Origin of the sequence: Chryseobacterium sp. CFS15 (genome assembly GCF_031118795.1) — a bacterium.
GTDB classification, from domain to species: domain Bacteria; phylum Bacteroidota; class Bacteroidia; order Flavobacteriales; family Weeksellaceae; genus Chryseobacterium; species Chryseobacterium indoltheticum.
Genome location: NZ_JAVHYL010000001.1, coordinates 278,551 through 294,222, shown reverse-complemented (window position 1 = coordinate 294,222; position 15,672 = coordinate 278,551). Strand labels below are relative to the sequence as shown.

Below are 15,672 nucleotides of genomic sequence, written 5' to 3'. Positions count from 1 at the left end.
AATAATTGTAAATCTATTATTTTGAAACTCTACTAAACCTTATAGGTTTTTAAAACTTATAAGGTTTCGCATTGATTTAAAACGTTAATCAAGTGAATGTTTTCTTCTATATTCCCTACATTAATTCTGATACAATTTGGGATTTGCGGACTTCGTTTACTTGTCAGAATTTCACTTTCCAACAGTTTGTCGTAAACGTTCTCTACATCTTTAAACTCAATTAAAAAGAAATTCGCATCAGTCGGATAGACTTTTGTAATACATTCAATATGGGTAAGCTGATCGTTTAGCCAGTCTCGTTCTTCTAAGATTTTATTTAAATTATTCTGAAAATCTTCTATCTGATCTAATATTTCCAAAACCAAGTTCTGGCTCAGGTTATTTACGTTAAATGGTGATTTCACAGTGTAAAATAGAGAAGTAATTTCTTCTGAAGAATAAGCAACTCCAACTCTTGCTCCAGCCAAACCCCACGCTTTTGAAAAGGTTTGCAAAACAATCAGATTAGGATAATTGTTAATAAGTTCAAGGCATGATTTCTGGTTAGAAAACTCAATATATGCTTCGTCAACAACCACAATTCCATTGAAATTTTCAATGTAAAACTCAAGATCACGGATTGAATTTCCTGTGGGATTGTTTGGCGAACAGAGAAATAAGACCTTTGGCTGATTATCTTTAACGGTTTTTAGAAAATCTTCTTTTTTAATCTCAAAATTTTCATCTAGGTTGAGCGAGATAACTTCATTTTCGTTAATCGCTGCATAAAATCCGTACATCGCGAATGAAGGATTCATCACTAAAACAGAATCTTTTTTTGGTTCACAAAATATTTTGATGATTAAATCAATCAGTTCATCACTGCCATTTCCTATCGCAATTTGATTTGAAGATATATTTTTAAAATCTGCTATTTTTTCTCTAATTTTTTTGTGTGTAGAATCAGGATAACGATGATATTCGCCAAAGGGACTTTCGTTTGCGTCCAGCAATAGAGGATTTTTAAATTGATTATTATCCCTGAAACTAATGTACGGTTTGAGTTCTAATATATTTTTTCTAACGAGTTTTTTAATATTTAATGTTGTCATATTTTTATTTTAATCTTATTGATACTGCATTTTTGTGTGCTAGAAGACCTTCAGCTTCGGCCATGATCTCTATTGTTTTACCTAAATTTTGTAACCCTTCCTGTGACAAATTCTGAAATGTAATTTTTTTGACAAAACTATCTGAAGAAACTCCGCTGTAATTTTTTGCAAATCCATTAGTTGGAAGCGTATGATTGGTTCCGCTCGCATAATCTCCGGCACTTTCACACGAGTAATTTCCGAGAAAAACAGAACCTGCATTTTGTATTTTATCGAAATAGTTTTCGAAACTTTCTATGGCTAAAATCAAATGTTCAGGAGCATACAAATTGCTGAATTCTAAAGCTTCATCAACAGAATTCAATAAAATAAAATGGCTGTTATTCAATGATTGTTGAGCAAACTCATTTCTTGGAAGCTGTTTAATTTGTTTTTTCAATTCCTCAATCGTTTCATTTAAAATCCTTAAATCTGTCGAAATAAAAATCACCTGACTGTCACTTCCATGCTCTGCCTGAGAAAGCAAATCAGCAGCGCAATATTCTGGTATCGCCTTTTCATCAGCAATTATCAAAACTTCACTTGGTCCTGCAGGCATATCAATCGCTACGTTGTATTTTTGAGCAAAATCTTTTGCTGCGACAACAAATTGGTTTCCGGGGCCAAAAATTTTATAGACTTTGGGAACCGATTCTGTACCAAAAGTCATTGCCGCAATAGCTTGTGCACCGCCGGTTTTAAATATTTTTTTTACTCCACAAAGTTGAGCAGTATAAAGAATCGCTGGATTGATATTTCCATTTTTGTCGGGCGGAGTGCATAAAACAATTTCTTTACAACCAGCCAATTGAGCGGGAATTGCCAGCATTAAAACCGTAGAAAATAAAGGCGCTGTTCCTCCCGGAATATAGATTCCAACTTTTTCGATAGCTCTGTTTTCTCGCCAGCAAATGACTCCTTTTGTAGTTTCAATTTTTTTGATTTTGATAATTTGCGAAGCGTGAAATGTTGTAATATTTTCTTTTGCCTGGTGAATTGCATTTTTTAATTCACTGCTTATTACACCTTTTGCATTATCTATTTCTTCTTCAGAAACATTGATATTTTTAATTTCAGCCTTATCAAATTTTTTATTAAGATCAATTAATGCCTGATCACCATTTTCTTTGACTTTTGAAAAAATTTCAACAATAATTTTTGTGATTTCTTCTGTTTTTATAATTGGTCTTTTTACCAATTCTGGCCAGATTTCTTTTTGAGGATATTTATTAATTTTCATATTATATGACCATTTTATCGATTGGAATTATTAAAATATCTTGGGCTCCCTTTTCTTTCAGCTCATCTATAACTTCCCAAAACCGTTCTGCATCAATTACTGAATGAATGCTGCTCCAATTCTTTTCTGCCAAAGGAATTACGGTAGGGCTTTTTAAAACCGGAAGAATATTTGAGATTTCCGCAATCTTATCATTCGGAACATTCATCAAAATATATTTAGAATTTTTTGCCCTTAAAACAGACTGAATTCTGAACAGAAATTTTTCTAAGATTTTTTGTTTATCATTACTTAATAATGATGTTTTAGCCAGAACAGCTTCAGATTTTAAAATAGTAACAGTTTCTCTTAAACCATTTTTAAATAAGGTACTTCCGGAGCTTACAATATCACAGATTCCATCGGCAAGACCGATATTTGGAGCAATTTCTACTGAACCGGAAATGACGTGTATGTCTGCTGAGATATTATTTTTTAAAAGAAAACTGTTAAGAGTATTGGGATAAGAAGTTGCAATTCTTTTACCCTGAAAATAACCAATATCATCGGTTTCAATTTCCTTAGGAATGGCTAATGAAACCCGGCATTTTGAGAATCCTAAATTTTGGATGATTTCAATTTTTTTCTGTTTTTCTACCAAAAGGTTTCCGCCGACAATAGCAATATCAACTACGCCATCTTCCAGATATTGGGGAATGTCAGAATTTCGCAGATACATGATTTCCATTGGGAAATTATCTACAGAAACTTTCAGTTGATCTTTTCCGTTGTTGACGAGAATTCCGCAATCTTTGAGAAGCTGAAGAGATTCTTCATAAAGCCGTCCGCTTTTTTGTATGGCAATTTTTAATGTACTCATTTCAATTTTATTGAGTCTGAGTAAATAAAAACTGATTGTCTGAAATAAATTACCGTGAAAGAATTTAGAAACAAAAAACCGTCTGTTTACTCAGACGGTTTAATTATTTTTTGATTTTTAACTGTGTTGCATATCAATCAATTCCGTCTTAGCAGAGATGATGATAATGATGTACTGTTAAAAAATTCGGTTTCATATTTCTTTGAATATTGTGGTACAAATGTAGAACTAATTTTTAATTCCACAAGAATTTTAAGAAATATTTTTTTGATAGAGACTCATCAGTTGATGCGCAATAGGCTCATCATTGAACTTCTGAACGAACTCAAATCCTTTATCAGAACGGCGTTTTCTTTCAGATTCGCTATCCCATAAAAATTTTATTTTTGATTGAATATCCAGATAATTTTTTGGATCGATGTAAACAGAATCCGGGCCTCCAGCTTCAGGAAGACAGCTTGTATTGCTCGTAATCGTAACCGTTTTTGAAAAAAGAGCTTCGATTACGGGAATTCCAAATCCCTCAAAAAAGCTTGGGTAAACAAAAATATCCGCCAGCTTGTAAATGGCTGCTAATTCATCCATTGAAACTCCTTCCAAAAAATGAATTTGTTTTTCCATTTTATTTTTCTGAATAAAATTTGCTATTTTCTGAAAATACTTTGTCTTTTTTCCGACTACAACTAAAGGGATTTCAGTGTCTTTTATTGCTTTAACAATGCTAAAAAGATTTTTACGTTCTTCAATCGTTCCTACATTTAAAATAAACCGTTCCGGAAGATTAAATTTTTCTTTGGTTTTCTGAATAAATTCATCGGATTGTTGTTCTTTAAAAGCTTGATGACAACCTTGATAAATCACTTCGATTTTGCTTTCCGGAACTTTCAGATATTGAATAATATCCCTTTTGGTCTGCTCTGAAATGGCAATGATCTTATCTGCAGTATTAGCTGCTTTTTTGAATTTCCAAAGATGGATTTTTCTGTCAAAAAAAGAATAATATTGAGGATATCTTACGAATATCAAATCGTGAATGGTAACGATTTTTTTGATGGGTTTCTTATCCCATTGTAAAGGTAATTCGCCCGATAATCCATGGAAAATATCTGCACCTTCTTTTTGCGCATCTTTTCCCATTTTAAACTGTCGAGACATTGTTCCTTTAGATGTTTCTACAAAGGTAACATCGGATTTTTCTAAAATATTGGAACCTCTTTCCGATTTGTTCTTATTAAGTAATAAATACTGATTTTCAGGATAATATTTAGATAAAATTCTAACTAAATCTCTCGAATAATTCCCTAATCCTGAAGTATTATGAAAAAAACGTTTGGCATCAAATGCTATCTTCATTCTCAGGTTTTATGATGTTTTGGGTGAGCTGTTTTCTCTTCCAGTGTTCAGATTTATCACTGTAAAGGAAGAATTTCCCGAGCTTATATTTAAACTGCATATTATTGTCATAATGTGGTCCCATGAAACGATGCGGAATTGTGGGATCTTCCTCTAAACATGCTCTCACGGCGTCTGTATAAACGGTTGGGCCAGTCGTTTTATGTACATTATGTGGATATGGATTGTTTTTAATATTATCCATAATCATTTCTAATGTTCTCTGTAAAAATGGGTGTCCTGCAGCATATGCAAGACCCCATTGTACATAATATGTTTGTGGAATTTCATCCGTCACCAGAGCTACATCGTCTTCACGAATAAACTTTTTGATCGGCTTATTGATTCCGCTGTCTACATCTAAATAAACACCACCTTTTTTGTAAAGAATGGCATATCTGAAGAAATCTGCTTTGGCAGCTCCTATCGTCAGTCTGTTATAAGCTTTCAAATATTCAGGTGGAAACTCATCTTTAAAAAAAGTCTGAATTCGATTATCATCATAAAAATGGTATTCGTATTCAGGATTTTTTTTGAGCATTCTTTTGATATGAAACTTCGTAAGCCAAGGAAGCTTATCGGTTTTAAAAGTCTGAAAAATTTGTTTAGGAATTGCCATTTGCAAAAATTTAAACAGCTACATTATTTTCTCTTAAAGCATCATTAAGAGATGTTTTTTTGTCTGTAGATTCTTTTCTCTGACCGATGATCAAAGCACAAGGAACCTGATATTCTCCGGCAGGATATTGTTTGGTATAACTTCCAGGAATTACAACTGAACGGGCAGGAACTCTACCTTTTATTTCAATAGGAGTGTCTCCTGTAACATCGATAATTTTTGTAGAAGCGGTTAACACTACATTTGCACCTAAAACAGCTTCTTTTTCAACGTGAACTCCTTCTACAACGATACATCTGGAACCGATAAAACAGTCATCTTCAATGATTACCGGAGCAGCCTGAAGCGGTTCTAAAACACCACCAATACCAACACCACCACTTAAGTGAACATTTTTACCGATCTGTGCACAGCTTCCAACCGTTGCCCAAGTATCAACCATTGTTCCTGAATCTACATAAGCACCAATATTTACATAAGAAGGCATCAAAATAACGCCTGATGCGATGTAAGCACCTTCTCTTGCAATGGCATGCGGTACAACTCTAACCCCTTTTTCTGCATAGTTTCTTTTCAAAGGCATTTTATCATGAAATTCAAACGGACCTACTTCAATAGTTTCCATCTTCTGAATCGGGAAATACATTACTACTGCTTTCTTCACCCACTCATTCACCTGCCATCCGTTTTCTGTAGGCTCAGCTGTACGAAGCTCGCCTTTGTCAACCAAAGAAATAACCTCTCTTATAGCCTTTTGGCTGTCTTCATTCTGCAATAATTCTCTGTTGTCCCAGATATTTTCAATAGTTTGTTGTAACGACATAATTATGTTTATAATTTGTTAAAAAATTCACTGCCAAATATACAAAAAAGTTAGGCAAAATCTTTTGAATGTTCTATTACAAAAACTAAATATTTATCCAAGATTAGTCTTTCTATCTTGTTTATATAATAAGAATAGGTGTTTTAGCTTTATTAAAAAAAATGATTGTAAAACGAGTATAAAAAAGATCTACATAAAATTTATGCTAGATAAAGCGTTTCATTTATTTTGAATAAAAAATGCATTTCTCTTGCAAAATTTATTGAAACTATAAAACTCTTTGTGCGTGTAGATAGGCTTTGTTCCAGTATTTTTCCTTTAATGAAGATATGATTACTCCTTTAGAAGTAGAGGCATGGATAAATTTTACTTCACCATCATTTTCAATGGTGTGAACAATCCCTACGTGGGAAACCCTACTTCCGCCAGCCGTAGCAAAAAACAGCAAATCGCCTGGTTTTACGGTTTTAATATCAATAGATTTCCCGGAATCTGCCTGATCTGAAGATCTTCTGGGTAAACTGAAATTATTATCCTGAAAAACCTTCACGGTAAATCCGGAACAGTCAAAACCTGAAGAACTATTGCCTCCAAATTTATACGGAGCTCCCAAATACGTTTCAGCATCTTTTAAAAGACTCTTTACAGAGCCCGGAACTTTACCATCGAAATCAGAATCCAATTTTCTTAGATTTTCAGCTTTACTTATACTTTTCGATGATGTTTTCTTAGAATTAGAAGAAGAAACATTTTTCGAGCTTCCACAAGAAATAATTGTTGTTGAAATTATTGCTAAAACAGCAAACCTTTTATATAATTTAATTTCCGAAAAACGCAAATCCTTATTCATTTGAAAATCAATTAGATATTTATGGTTACAAATATAATTTAATTTTTTTAATTATACAATAACTATACTATAACTATACTTTAATTATATAGCAATATATTTAATTGTCAATTTTTATGTTTATATTTGGTGCTATTTTAGAAATATGGCGACTTACGAAAGTTTCATTAAACTCAACGGATCCATTGGTGATCTGGTTTTTTATAATTTGAATGGTAAAAATATTGTTCGGAAAAAAAGTGGGTTCAATAAAACTGCCTATAAAAAAAGCCCCACTTACGAAAAGGTGAGGCAAAACAGTTCTGAATTTGGGCACTGCTCAAAAATTGGAAAGTTAATCCGTTCCTGCATCTCAAAATATATTGAATTGGCGGATGAAGCCCTACTCTATCAACGGTTTGCAAAGACGATGACCAAAATCAAAGATCTGGATATTGAAAATGAAAAAGGAAAGAGATCGGTAAAAAATGGCTTAAAAACTAAAGAAGGACGAGTAATACTCCAGCAATTTGAGTTCGGTGATATTTCTAATTTTAATCAGAATACTCAGATTTTCCTTGGATTGTGGGACAAAAGTCTGCATTTGGATAAAGCGATTTTTGCTGATGAAGTAGCAATTGTCAGTATAAAAATTGATTTTGAAAACTATCTTACAGAGTCTTTTGAAGAAAAAATAAAGTTGCAGGAAAGTCAAAATGAAGTAATTTTTGAAAATCATTTTTCAGAAGAAGATGATGAGATTCATTTTGTTGCAGTAAAGAGAGATTCTCACGTTGTACAAATGGGATTTGTTTAAATAAAAAAATCGGCTGCAAACTTTGTTTGCAGCCGATTTTTAATTTATAATAGTTGATCTATTTATTTTTCTCTCCAGACCAAGATCCGCTTCTGACAGGAGTTGGCGACTCGTTCGTCCAATTTCCACTTCCCTTTTCTTCAACGTTTAGTGTTCCGTTAAATTGTCCGTCTGCAGGTAAAACCAATTCAGCAGTCAACTGACCGGATCTGTCCAGGAATCCTGAAATATTGTAGTTTTCATTGTTTGTTTCATTGTACATTGTTCCGGTAACTTTTCCGTCGGAAGCAACTACAAATTTCCAAAGACCTTTTTCGGTTCCTTCGTAAGTTCCAGACCATGTTCCTACATAATCAACAAGAGTCTCGTCATCTGCAGTACATCCAATCAATGAAAAAATAGTCAATAAAAGTAAAAATAGTTTCTTCATAGGTTACAATAGTTTATGAAATAAGTTTATTATTCAATTTATTCTTAAAAATAAGGGAAAAAATTTCAAGATTGTTTTTAAAATTGATGATATCTCTATATTTTTTGAATTGGGCAAATATATTAATTTAATTTTATAGTTTAATCTTTTACAGATGATAATTTTTATCTGTTTAGAGGAATTTCATCTTTAAAATTGTTTTCATGACTTTTTTTATTGAGTAAGGGGTAATTCTAAAATTAAATGAAATTAAAAATTTCTAAAAGGGTATAAGTAGTTATTAGCGCATCGTTTGATTTGAGCCAATTTATAACCTCGAATATTTTATTAAGATAAATCTAAAAAAACCTTCCGAATTGGAAGGTTTTATAAAGTGGAGAATACGGGGATCGAACCCGTCACCTTTAGACTGCCAGTCTAACGCTCTAGCCAGATGAGCTAATTCCCCTTTTTCAGATTGTTATTTCTGAAGCCGTACAAAAGTAAGTATTTAAAGGACATATGCAAACTTTTTATTAAAATTTCCTTGAACTATTTTAATATTAATAATCATTTGCAAACTTTCTTTAAATGAAACGATAAAAAGAAAATTAAAAACAATCAATTTATTAACATTACTTATTGGTTGTTTTTCAATTGTAAAACTCTTTGTAAAAAAGACTGTTTGGCAATTTTTTCTTCTGCTTCATTAATTGCTTTCAATAAATGATTCTCATTATCTGCTATCTCTTCCAACACTTTAGAGATAATTTCCCATGCAGGTTTCATTTTTTCTATCAATTCAATACCTTTTGGTGCCAATTCAATTAAGCGTTTACGTTCATCCGTTTTATCTTTTTTAGATATAATCATTTGTTGCTTTTCAAGTTCTTTTAAAAGGCTGATTGTTGAAGGATGCGTGTATCCTATTTCATTAGCAATTTCTACAACGCTGAGTAAATTTTTGTGATGTAATGTAAAGATTACCGGAAACCATTTGGGTTCGAAATCAATACCAAATTCTTTATAAACTAAGGCTCCCTCTTTACGTAATTGCTCGCTAAGGCGTTGTAATCTTGTAGATAAAGCTAAAGTTCCGGATTCGTTGATGACATTCATAAGCTATGATTTTAGATTTAGAAAACAAAATACATTATCAGCAGTCATTAAAGGAAATTTTAAGGGAAGCTGTTCTTTTTCAATTCGTATAAAGTGATTACGTTCGTAAAAACGCAATGCAGCCTCGAGTATCGATACAGTTCCTAAATATACTTCATCTATTCCGTTTTTCTGGCAATAAGCAATCAGGATTTCCAATAGCTTTTGAGCGATACCGTGTTCTTTACCTCTGAATTCTTTTTTTACAAACATCTTTCGGATTGCAGCTGCTTTTTCATCAAATTTAACCAAAGCAATGGTTCCAACAAGTTCACCGTCTATGAAAGCTCCCCAAAAACTTCCGCCATTGGCAAAATAAAAATCTTCGATTTGCATAAGGTCTGGCTGATCTTCTATCGTAATGGGAACATTAAATTCCTTTTGCTGAATAGTAAGAATTAAGTCTATTATTTCTTTTGAATAGGTATTGTTTACAAGATTAATTTCTAACATGACTTTTAATTTATGTACAAAACTACGTAGTTAGCTACATATATGTAATGGAAAATTGAAATATAATTTTAAAATATAGAAAATCAGTTGTTTGTAATTTTAATTAAATAAAAAACGTGCACTGTTTCCAGTACACGTCTTAACAAGATTTGAATATATAATAACTAACTTTTCATTATTTCCATCCGCCGCCTAAAGCCTGGTACAAATCTACTGCAGCTTTCATTTTACTGTATTCTGCATTTGAAATATTAAGCTCGGCATTCAATGAATTTACACTTGCATTTAAAACTTCAAGGTAGTTTGCCATACCATAGTTGACCAATTCCTGAGAATAATCAACTGATTTTTTGTAAGAATCCAGCTCTTTTTTCTTTAAATCTATAAAAGAATCCTGAACCGAAAATACTCTTATTGCATCAGAAACTTCTTTTCCAGCCATCAAAATAGATTTTCTGAAATTCAGATAAGCCGTTTCTTTGTTTGCTAAACTTACATCGTAATTGGTTTTGATCTGTCTTCTGTTTAAAATTGGTTGCGCTAAACCAGCTACAACATTGGCAAAAAGAGAGTTTACACTAAACAAATGGTCGATGTCTACTGATTGTACTCCACCGCTTCCAGTTAGTTTTAGCGTTGGATAAAACTGAGCTTTGGCAACATTTGTCAACTCAAAAGCATTCATTAAATTAAATTCTGCCTGCATCACATCCGGACGGTTTGATAACAAACTTGCAGGATATCCTAAAGCAAGACTTTCTGGTAACGACTGTGATCTTAAAGATGATCTGGCAATAGTCTGCGAAGGCTCACCCATCAACATGCTTACTGTATTTTCCAAAAGTTGAATTTGAGTATCAATGTCGATCAGTAAAGATTTAGCATTATAAACCAAAGCTTCACTTTGCTGCACAGCAACTTCCGTCAATGTTCCTGCTTCCTTTAAAGCTTTTGTGGTTTCTAAATTATTTTCTCTTACTTTAATTGTTTCTTCAATGATTCTTTTCTGATCATCATAAGTCAACAACTGAAAATAGGCCGAAGCGATTGATGCTACCAAATCACTTTTTACCGCTTTGTGAGCCGCTAAAGTTCCTAAATAAGTAGCCAACTGAGCTTTTTGCTGAGACTTCATTTTTCCCCACAAATCTGCTTCCCAACCGATTGTTGCCGTAATATCAAACTGGTTTACATAACGTCTTTCTCCGATAATCTGACCAAACTGTGTGTTGATAGACTGTGTCTGAAAAGTGTAATTCGGACCGATTGATAAAGTGGGTTCGTATGCTGCTTTTGCCTGTTTCAGATAAGCTTCGGCAGAAGTGATATTCTGTACTGCAATTCTTACATCAAGATTGTTTTCCAAGGCTTTTGTGATGTGCGCCTGAAGAATAGGATCTGTGAAAATCTCTTTCCAGGAAACATTCGCAATACTTGTACTGTCTTGAGGCAGCATATCTGTACGGAATAGTTTTTCGTCAACTGCCGCTGCAGGTCTTTCGTACTCTTTTCTTACCATGCACGATGATAAAACGGCGAACGTGACCACTGAAAAAGCAGTTCCTTTTATAATTATTGATAATTTTTTCATTATTTAAATCTTAAAGATTTCTTATTCAGCTAAATTGATGTCTTCGTGCTTGATAGGTTTTATTTTTTCCTGTAAAGTCTGGAAAATCACATACAAAACCGGAATCACAAATACTCCTAAAATAGTTCCTATTAATAGCCCGATCGATGCACCTGTTGCAATTGATCTGTTACCAACCGCACCAATTCCGCTTGCTAAAACCAATGGTAATAAACCGAAGATAAATGCCAATGATGTCATTAAAATTGGTCTCAATCTCGCTTTGGCTGCATTAATTGCAGATTCTACAATGGTCTCGCCATGATGTCTCCTCTGAACAGCAAATTCGATAATCAAAATCGCATTTTTTGCCAATAAGCCGACCAACATAATCAATGCAATCTGGAAGTAAATATTGTTTTCTAAGCCCATTATTTTCTGTCCGAAATAAGCTCCCATTACCCCAAGAGGAAGTGAAATTACCACCACTAAAGGAAGAATGTAACTTTCGTACTGAGCAGAAAGAATGAAATAAACAAACACCAAACTCAAAGCAAAGATCAATAACGTCTGAGATCCTGAATTTAATTCTTCTCTTGTAAGACCTGTAAACTCAACATCATAATTTTGATCAAGCGTCTCTTTAGCTACCGCCTGTACCGCCGTAATTGCATCACCCGAACTGTAACCAGCTTTGTTTGCTCCTGTAATTTTCACTGAAGTAAACAGGTTATAACGACCTACAGACTGAGGACCGTAAGATTTAGTCAATGTCACAAATTGTGAAATCGGTGACATCTCTCCGGAACCGGTTTTAATATAATATTGATTAAGATTATCAGCATTTACTCTGTTTTCAGGAAGCGCCTGAATCATTACTCTGAACTGTTTTCCATATTTGGTAAAATCAGCTCCGTAAATTCCACCAATATATCCCTGCATTGTAGATAAAATATCATTTACAGAAACACCTTTTTGTTTAGCTAACGGAACATTGATTTCCATTAAATACTGTGGATATTTTGTATTAAATGAAGTCTGAGCAAATTCAATTTCCGGTCTTTGCATCAGATTCCCGATAAACTCGTTTGATTTGGCATCAAGCTGAGCAAAATCACCTCCGGATTTATCTAAAAGTACCATCTCAAAACCTGCGCTACTACCAAATCCCGGTACACTTGGAGGCTGGAAGAAAACAACTTTAGCATCAGGCACTTTTACTGCAAGACCAAATAATCTTTTTGTAATCTCTTCAGATGATAAGCCGTCCCCTTTTCTGTCGTCGAAAGGTTTAAGTTTAACAAAGGCAAGACCATTATTACTTCCGTTTCCGGATAATAATCCTCTACCTGTAGAAATAGTCACATTTTGAATTCCCGGAATTTTCATGGCATCTTTCTGCAAAGTCTTCAATACATTGTAAGTTCTTTCCATTGATGCTCCCGGTGGAAGCTGCACGTCTGTAAAGATGATTCCTCTATCTTCTGTAGGTACAAAACCTTTCTTCATACTTCCATTTGCCCAATAGATGATTCCTCCGGTAACGATAAGAATTACTAAAGTCACCCATTTATGTTTAATCAGAAAATTAAATCCTCTTCCGTAACGCTCGGTTGCCGTTTTGAAACCGATATTAAATTTGTAGAAGAATTTCTGTATGAAATTTTTATTCTTGTAATCTTCATGATGATCTTCGTGAGGTTTTAAGAATAATGAACATAAAACCGGACTTAAAGTCAATGCATTTACCGCCGAAATGATGATCGCAATAATTAAGGTAATCCCAAACTGCTGATAAAATACTCCGGTAGGTCCTGTAATAAATGTAACAGGGATAAATACCGCTGCCATTACCAATGTAATTGAAATAATCGCACCTGTAATTTCGTCCATTGCTTCTACCGTTGCCTTTTTCGCATTGGAAATTCCTTGTTCCATTTTAGCGTGTACAGCCTCGACGACGACAATCGCATCATCTACCACAATACCAATCGCTAAAACCAATGCAAAAAGCGTTAATAGGTTTAATGAATATCCAAAAAGATTCAGGAAGAAAAATGTTCCCACAATAGATACCGGAACCGCAATCGCCGGAATTAATGTTGATCTGAAATCCTGTAAGAAAATATAAACTACAATAAATACCAAGATAAAGGCTTCGATCAAAGTATGAATTACTTTTTCGATAGAAGCATCAAGGAATTCGTTGGTATCAAAGTTAAATGTATATTTTACACCTTCAGGATAAGAACTTTCATTTTCTTTAAGCTGTTTTTTGATGTTTTCGATAATTTCCTGAGCATTGGATCCTGGAGTTTGGAATACCCCCATACTGATTGATGGGTAATCTCCGTTTTCACCAACTCCACTGTAAGATAAACCGCCTAATTCTACCTTTGCAACATCTTTCAACATTAAATTCTGTCCGTCCGGAAGAGATTTGATGATAATGTCATCATACTGTTCCTTTTCACTGAATTTTCCTACATATTTAATGATATATTCAAAAGAGCTTCCGCTGTTTTGTCCTAAAGATCCTGCTGCAGCTTCTCTACTCTGATCATTAATAGCGGTGGTAACTTCATTGGGTGTAATTCCGTAGGCTGCCAATTTTGCAGGGTCAAGCCAAATTCTCATCGAGTAATTTTTACCACCAAAAACGTTGGCTTCACCTACTCCGTTAATCCTTTGTAGATTTGGAATCACGTTAATATTCAGGAAGTTTTGAAGATATACATCATCAATATTTTTATTTTCTGAATAGAAAGAAAGATACATCAAAGCACTCGTTTGTTGCTTCTGAGTTACAACACCTGCACGGGTAACTTCACTAGGAAGTAACGGGCTAGCTCTAGAAACACGGTTCTGAACGTTTACCGCAGCAATATCTGCATCTATTCCTTGTTTGAAAAATACCTGAATCTGTGCTGAACCGTCATTACCTGCTGTTGAAGTAATATAATCCATCCCTTCAACTCCATTGATCTGTTCTTCCAAAGGAACAACCACACTCTTCATTACGGTTTCAGCATTGGCTCCTGTATAATTGGCTCTCACACTCACCGTTGCCGGAGCAATATCGGGATATTGTGTAACCGGAAGTGCTGTAAGTCCCAAAACACCAAGAATAACAATCAAGATGGAGATTACAGTTGATAAAACCGGTCTGTTAATAAAGTTCTTTATCATTAGAATTTCGGTTTTACTGATTGAACGAGGCTATCCATACTTACTTTTTTAGGCTTTACGGCTGTACCCGGCTTTATATTTCCGGTTCCGGCTGCAATAATTACTTCTCCTTTTTTAACCCCGGATTTTATTAAAGCTAAATTGTCTATTCTTTCAATGACTTCAACAACTGTATTTCGTGCAGTATCCTTTTCAACTTTATAAACGTAAACAATTCCTTGCTGTTCGTAAGTTGCACTTTCCGGTACTACCAAAACGTTGTCATAACGTTTAGGGAATCTTATGGTTCCACTGTTTCCGTTACTTAAAAGTTTTTGAGCATTTTTAAAAGAAACTCTGAACTGAATAGTTCCTGTTGTAGGATCTAAAGAACCGGTAATTGCTTCGATTCTTCCTTTTTCAGGATAAATACTTCCGTTTGCCAATTCAAGTTCAACCATCGGAAGATTTTTTATTTTTTCCGGAACATTGGCTCCAACTGAATTTTCTAAGAAATCAAAATAGGATTTTTCATTCATTGAAAAATAAGCGAATATCTCTGAAGTATCTGAAATCGTGGTTAAAGCAACCTGATCTGTAGGACCTACCAAACTTCCCACTTTTAAAGGAAGTTTACCAATCACTCCGGAAATAGGAGCACGGATCACAGAGTAATCAATGTTTGCTTCTACACCTTTATAGTTGGCAACAGCTTGTCTTTTTGCCGCAATAGCCTGCTGTAAACCAGCCTGAGCCTGAGCCAAATTGGCCTGCGCCGTCTGTAACTGTACGTTGCTGATGATGTTTTTCTGAACAAGTGGCTTCAGTTTATTCACTTCTACATTAGCGGCATTTACCTGAGCCTGAGCTGCGGCGATATTTGATTCGGCAGCACCAATTCCTGCTTTTGAAGCAGCAGCGTTTTCTGTAAGAATATTGGTTTCTAGTCTGAATAAAGGTTGCCCTTTAGTTACATACTGACCTTCATCCACCAAAACCTGAGTAATATAACCCTGAATTTTTGCTCTTACATCATTATTTACTCTGCCTTCAATACTTGCAGGGAAAGTGTCGTACCCTACTACATTTTTATTCTCTACCGAAACTACAGGAAAAGGTTTTGGGCCATCCTGTTTCGGAGCTTCTTTTTTGCAGGCAGTCAGTGAAAATGCTGCTACAGAAAATAGTATAAGCTTGTTTGTCAT

Annotated in this window: 14 protein-coding genes and 1 tRNA gene; 1 reads left to right on the top strand and 14 read right to left on the bottom strand. The window is 34.2% G+C overall.

The window, feature by feature from the left end; all coding sequences use genetic code 11:
• Positions 1 to 56: 56 nt before the first annotated feature.
• The 7 genes from hisC to OH814_RS01375 form a co-directional block, all read right to left on the bottom strand.
• Positions 57 to 1,091, bottom strand: a complete 1,035-nt coding sequence (hisC, locus tag OH814_RS01405) for a histidinol-phosphate transaminase (RefSeq protein ID WP_308826824.1) — start codon at positions 1,089 to 1,091, stop codon at positions 57 to 59.
• A 4-nt stretch (positions 1,092 to 1,095) separates the two neighbouring features.
• A complete protein-coding gene (gene hisD, locus OH814_RS01400) occupies positions 1,096 to 2,370 on the bottom strand; it encodes a histidinol dehydrogenase (protein ID WP_308826823.1) in 1,275 nt (424 codons plus the stop codon).
• Position 2,371: 1 nt separating this feature from the next.
• Complete coding sequence (gene hisG / locus OH814_RS01395) at positions 2,372 to 3,229, bottom strand: ATP phosphoribosyltransferase (protein ID WP_308826822.1); 858 nt, start codon at positions 3,227 to 3,229, stop codon at positions 2,372 to 2,374.
• 252 nt (positions 3,230 to 3,481) lie between these two features.
• Complete coding sequence (locus tag OH814_RS01390) at positions 3,482 to 4,582, bottom strand: glycosyltransferase family 1 protein (RefSeq protein WP_308826821.1); 1,101 nt, start codon at positions 4,580 to 4,582, stop codon at positions 3,482 to 3,484.
• Positions 4,566 to 5,240 (bottom strand): glycosyltransferase family 32 protein, encoded by a 675-nt coding sequence (locus OH814_RS01385; protein ID WP_076558367.1) that lies wholly within the window; start codon positions 5,238 to 5,240, stop codon positions 4,566 to 4,568. The genes OH814_RS01390 and OH814_RS01385 overlap by 17 nt, the downstream gene beginning before the upstream one ends.
• 10 nt (positions 5,241 to 5,250) lie before the next feature.
• Positions 5,251 to 6,063 carry a 2,3,4,5-tetrahydropyridine-2,6-dicarboxylate N-succinyltransferase gene (locus OH814_RS01380; RefSeq protein WP_115619041.1) on the bottom strand — a complete coding sequence of 271 codons (813 nt, stop codon included), beginning with the start codon at positions 6,061 to 6,063 and terminating at the stop codon, positions 5,251 to 5,253.
• A gap of 268 nt (positions 6,064 to 6,331) precedes the next feature.
• Entirely contained in the window at positions 6,332 to 6,913 is a 582-nt protein-coding gene (locus OH814_RS01375) for a C40 family peptidase (protein WP_308826820.1), read from the bottom strand.
• A 145-nt stretch (positions 6,914 to 7,058) separates the two neighbouring features.
• On the opposite strand from OH814_RS01375, the gene OH814_RS01370 reads away from it, so the two are divergent.
• A complete protein-coding gene (locus OH814_RS01370) occupies positions 7,059 to 7,709 on the top strand; it encodes a hypothetical protein (RefSeq protein WP_279197315.1) in 651 nt (216 codons plus the stop codon).
• Between the two features lie 58 nt (positions 7,710 to 7,767).
• On the opposite strand, the gene OH814_RS01365 is transcribed toward OH814_RS01370, so the two are convergent.
• The 7 genes from OH814_RS01365 to OH814_RS01335 form a co-directional block, all read right to left on the bottom strand.
• A complete protein-coding gene (locus tag OH814_RS01365) occupies positions 7,768 to 8,139 on the bottom strand; it encodes a hypothetical protein (protein ID WP_123885029.1) in 372 nt (123 codons plus the stop codon).
• 374 nt (positions 8,140 to 8,513) lie between these two features.
• Positions 8,514 to 8,587 (bottom strand) — tRNA-Ala (locus OH814_RS01360).
• Between the two features lie 170 nt (positions 8,588 to 8,757).
• Positions 8,758 to 9,237, bottom strand: a complete 480-nt coding sequence (locus OH814_RS01355; RefSeq protein ID WP_308826819.1) for a MarR family transcriptional regulator — start codon at positions 9,235 to 9,237, stop codon at positions 8,758 to 8,760.
• Between the two features lie 3 nt (positions 9,238 to 9,240).
• Positions 9,241 to 9,729, bottom strand: a complete 489-nt coding sequence (locus OH814_RS01350) for a GNAT family N-acetyltransferase (RefSeq protein WP_308826818.1) — start codon at positions 9,727 to 9,729, stop codon at positions 9,241 to 9,243.
• A gap of 175 nt (positions 9,730 to 9,904) precedes the next feature.
• Positions 9,905 to 11,320: an efflux transporter outer membrane subunit gene (locus tag OH814_RS01345; RefSeq protein ID WP_308826817.1), complete on the bottom strand. Its 1,416-nt coding sequence runs from the start codon at positions 11,318 to 11,320 to the stop codon at positions 9,905 to 9,907.
• 21 nt (positions 11,321 to 11,341) lie between these two features.
• Positions 11,342 to 14,488: an efflux RND transporter permease subunit gene (locus tag OH814_RS01340; RefSeq protein WP_308826816.1), complete on the bottom strand. Its 3,147-nt coding sequence runs from the start codon at positions 14,486 to 14,488 to the stop codon at positions 11,342 to 11,344.
• Positions 14,488 to 15,672, bottom strand: a complete 1,185-nt coding sequence (locus OH814_RS01335; protein ID WP_076558343.1) for an efflux RND transporter periplasmic adaptor subunit — start codon at positions 15,670 to 15,672, stop codon at positions 14,488 to 14,490. The genes OH814_RS01340 and OH814_RS01335 overlap by 1 nt, the downstream gene beginning before the upstream one ends.

Bases quoted from the DNA above. Each gene is read 5' to 3' on its own strand.
- OH814_RS01370 (WP_279197315.1), top strand. From the start codon at position 7,059: ATGGCGACTTACGAAAGTTTCATTAAACTCAACGGATCCATTGGTGAT.
- OH814_RS01350 (WP_308826818.1), bottom strand. From the start codon at position 9,729: ATGTTAGAAATTAATCTTGTAAACAATACCTATTCAAAAGAAATAATA.
- OH814_RS01345 (WP_308826817.1), bottom strand. From the start codon at position 11,320: ATGAAAAAATTATCAATAATTATAAAAGGAACTGCTTTTTCAGTGGTC.
- hisC (WP_308826824.1), bottom strand. From the start codon at position 1,091: ATGACAACATTAAATATTAAAAAACTCGTTAGAAAAAATATATTAGAA.
- OH814_RS01380 (WP_115619041.1), bottom strand. From the start codon at position 6,063: ATGTCGTTACAACAAACTATTGAAAATATCTGGGACAACAGAGAATTA.
- hisD (WP_308826823.1), bottom strand. From the start codon at position 2,370: ATGAAAATTAATAAATATCCTCAAAAAGAAATCTGGCCAGAATTGGTA.
- OH814_RS01355 (WP_308826819.1), bottom strand. From the start codon at position 9,237: ATGAATGTCATCAACGAATCCGGAACTTTAGCTTTATCTACAAGATTA.
- OH814_RS01390 (WP_308826821.1), bottom strand. From the start codon at position 4,582: ATGAAGATAGCATTTGATGCCAAACGTTTTTTTCATAATACTTCAGGA.
- OH814_RS01335 (WP_076558343.1), bottom strand. From the start codon at position 15,672: ATGACAAACAAGCTTATACTATTTTCTGTAGCAGCATTTTCACTGACT.
- hisG (WP_308826822.1), bottom strand. From the start codon at position 3,229: ATGAGTACATTAAAAATTGCCATACAAAAAAGCGGACGGCTTTATGAA.
- OH814_RS01375 (WP_308826820.1), bottom strand. From the start codon at position 6,913: ATGAATAAGGATTTGCGTTTTTCGGAAATTAAATTATATAAAAGGTTT.
- OH814_RS01385 (WP_076558367.1), bottom strand. From the start codon at position 5,240: ATGGCAATTCCTAAACAAATTTTTCAGACTTTTAAAACCGATAAGCTT.
- OH814_RS01340 (WP_308826816.1), bottom strand. From the start codon at position 14,488: ATGATAAAGAACTTTATTAACAGACCGGTTTTATCAACTGTAATCTCC.
- OH814_RS01365 (WP_123885029.1), bottom strand. From the start codon at position 8,139: ATGAAGAAACTATTTTTACTTTTATTGACTATTTTTTCATTGATTGGA.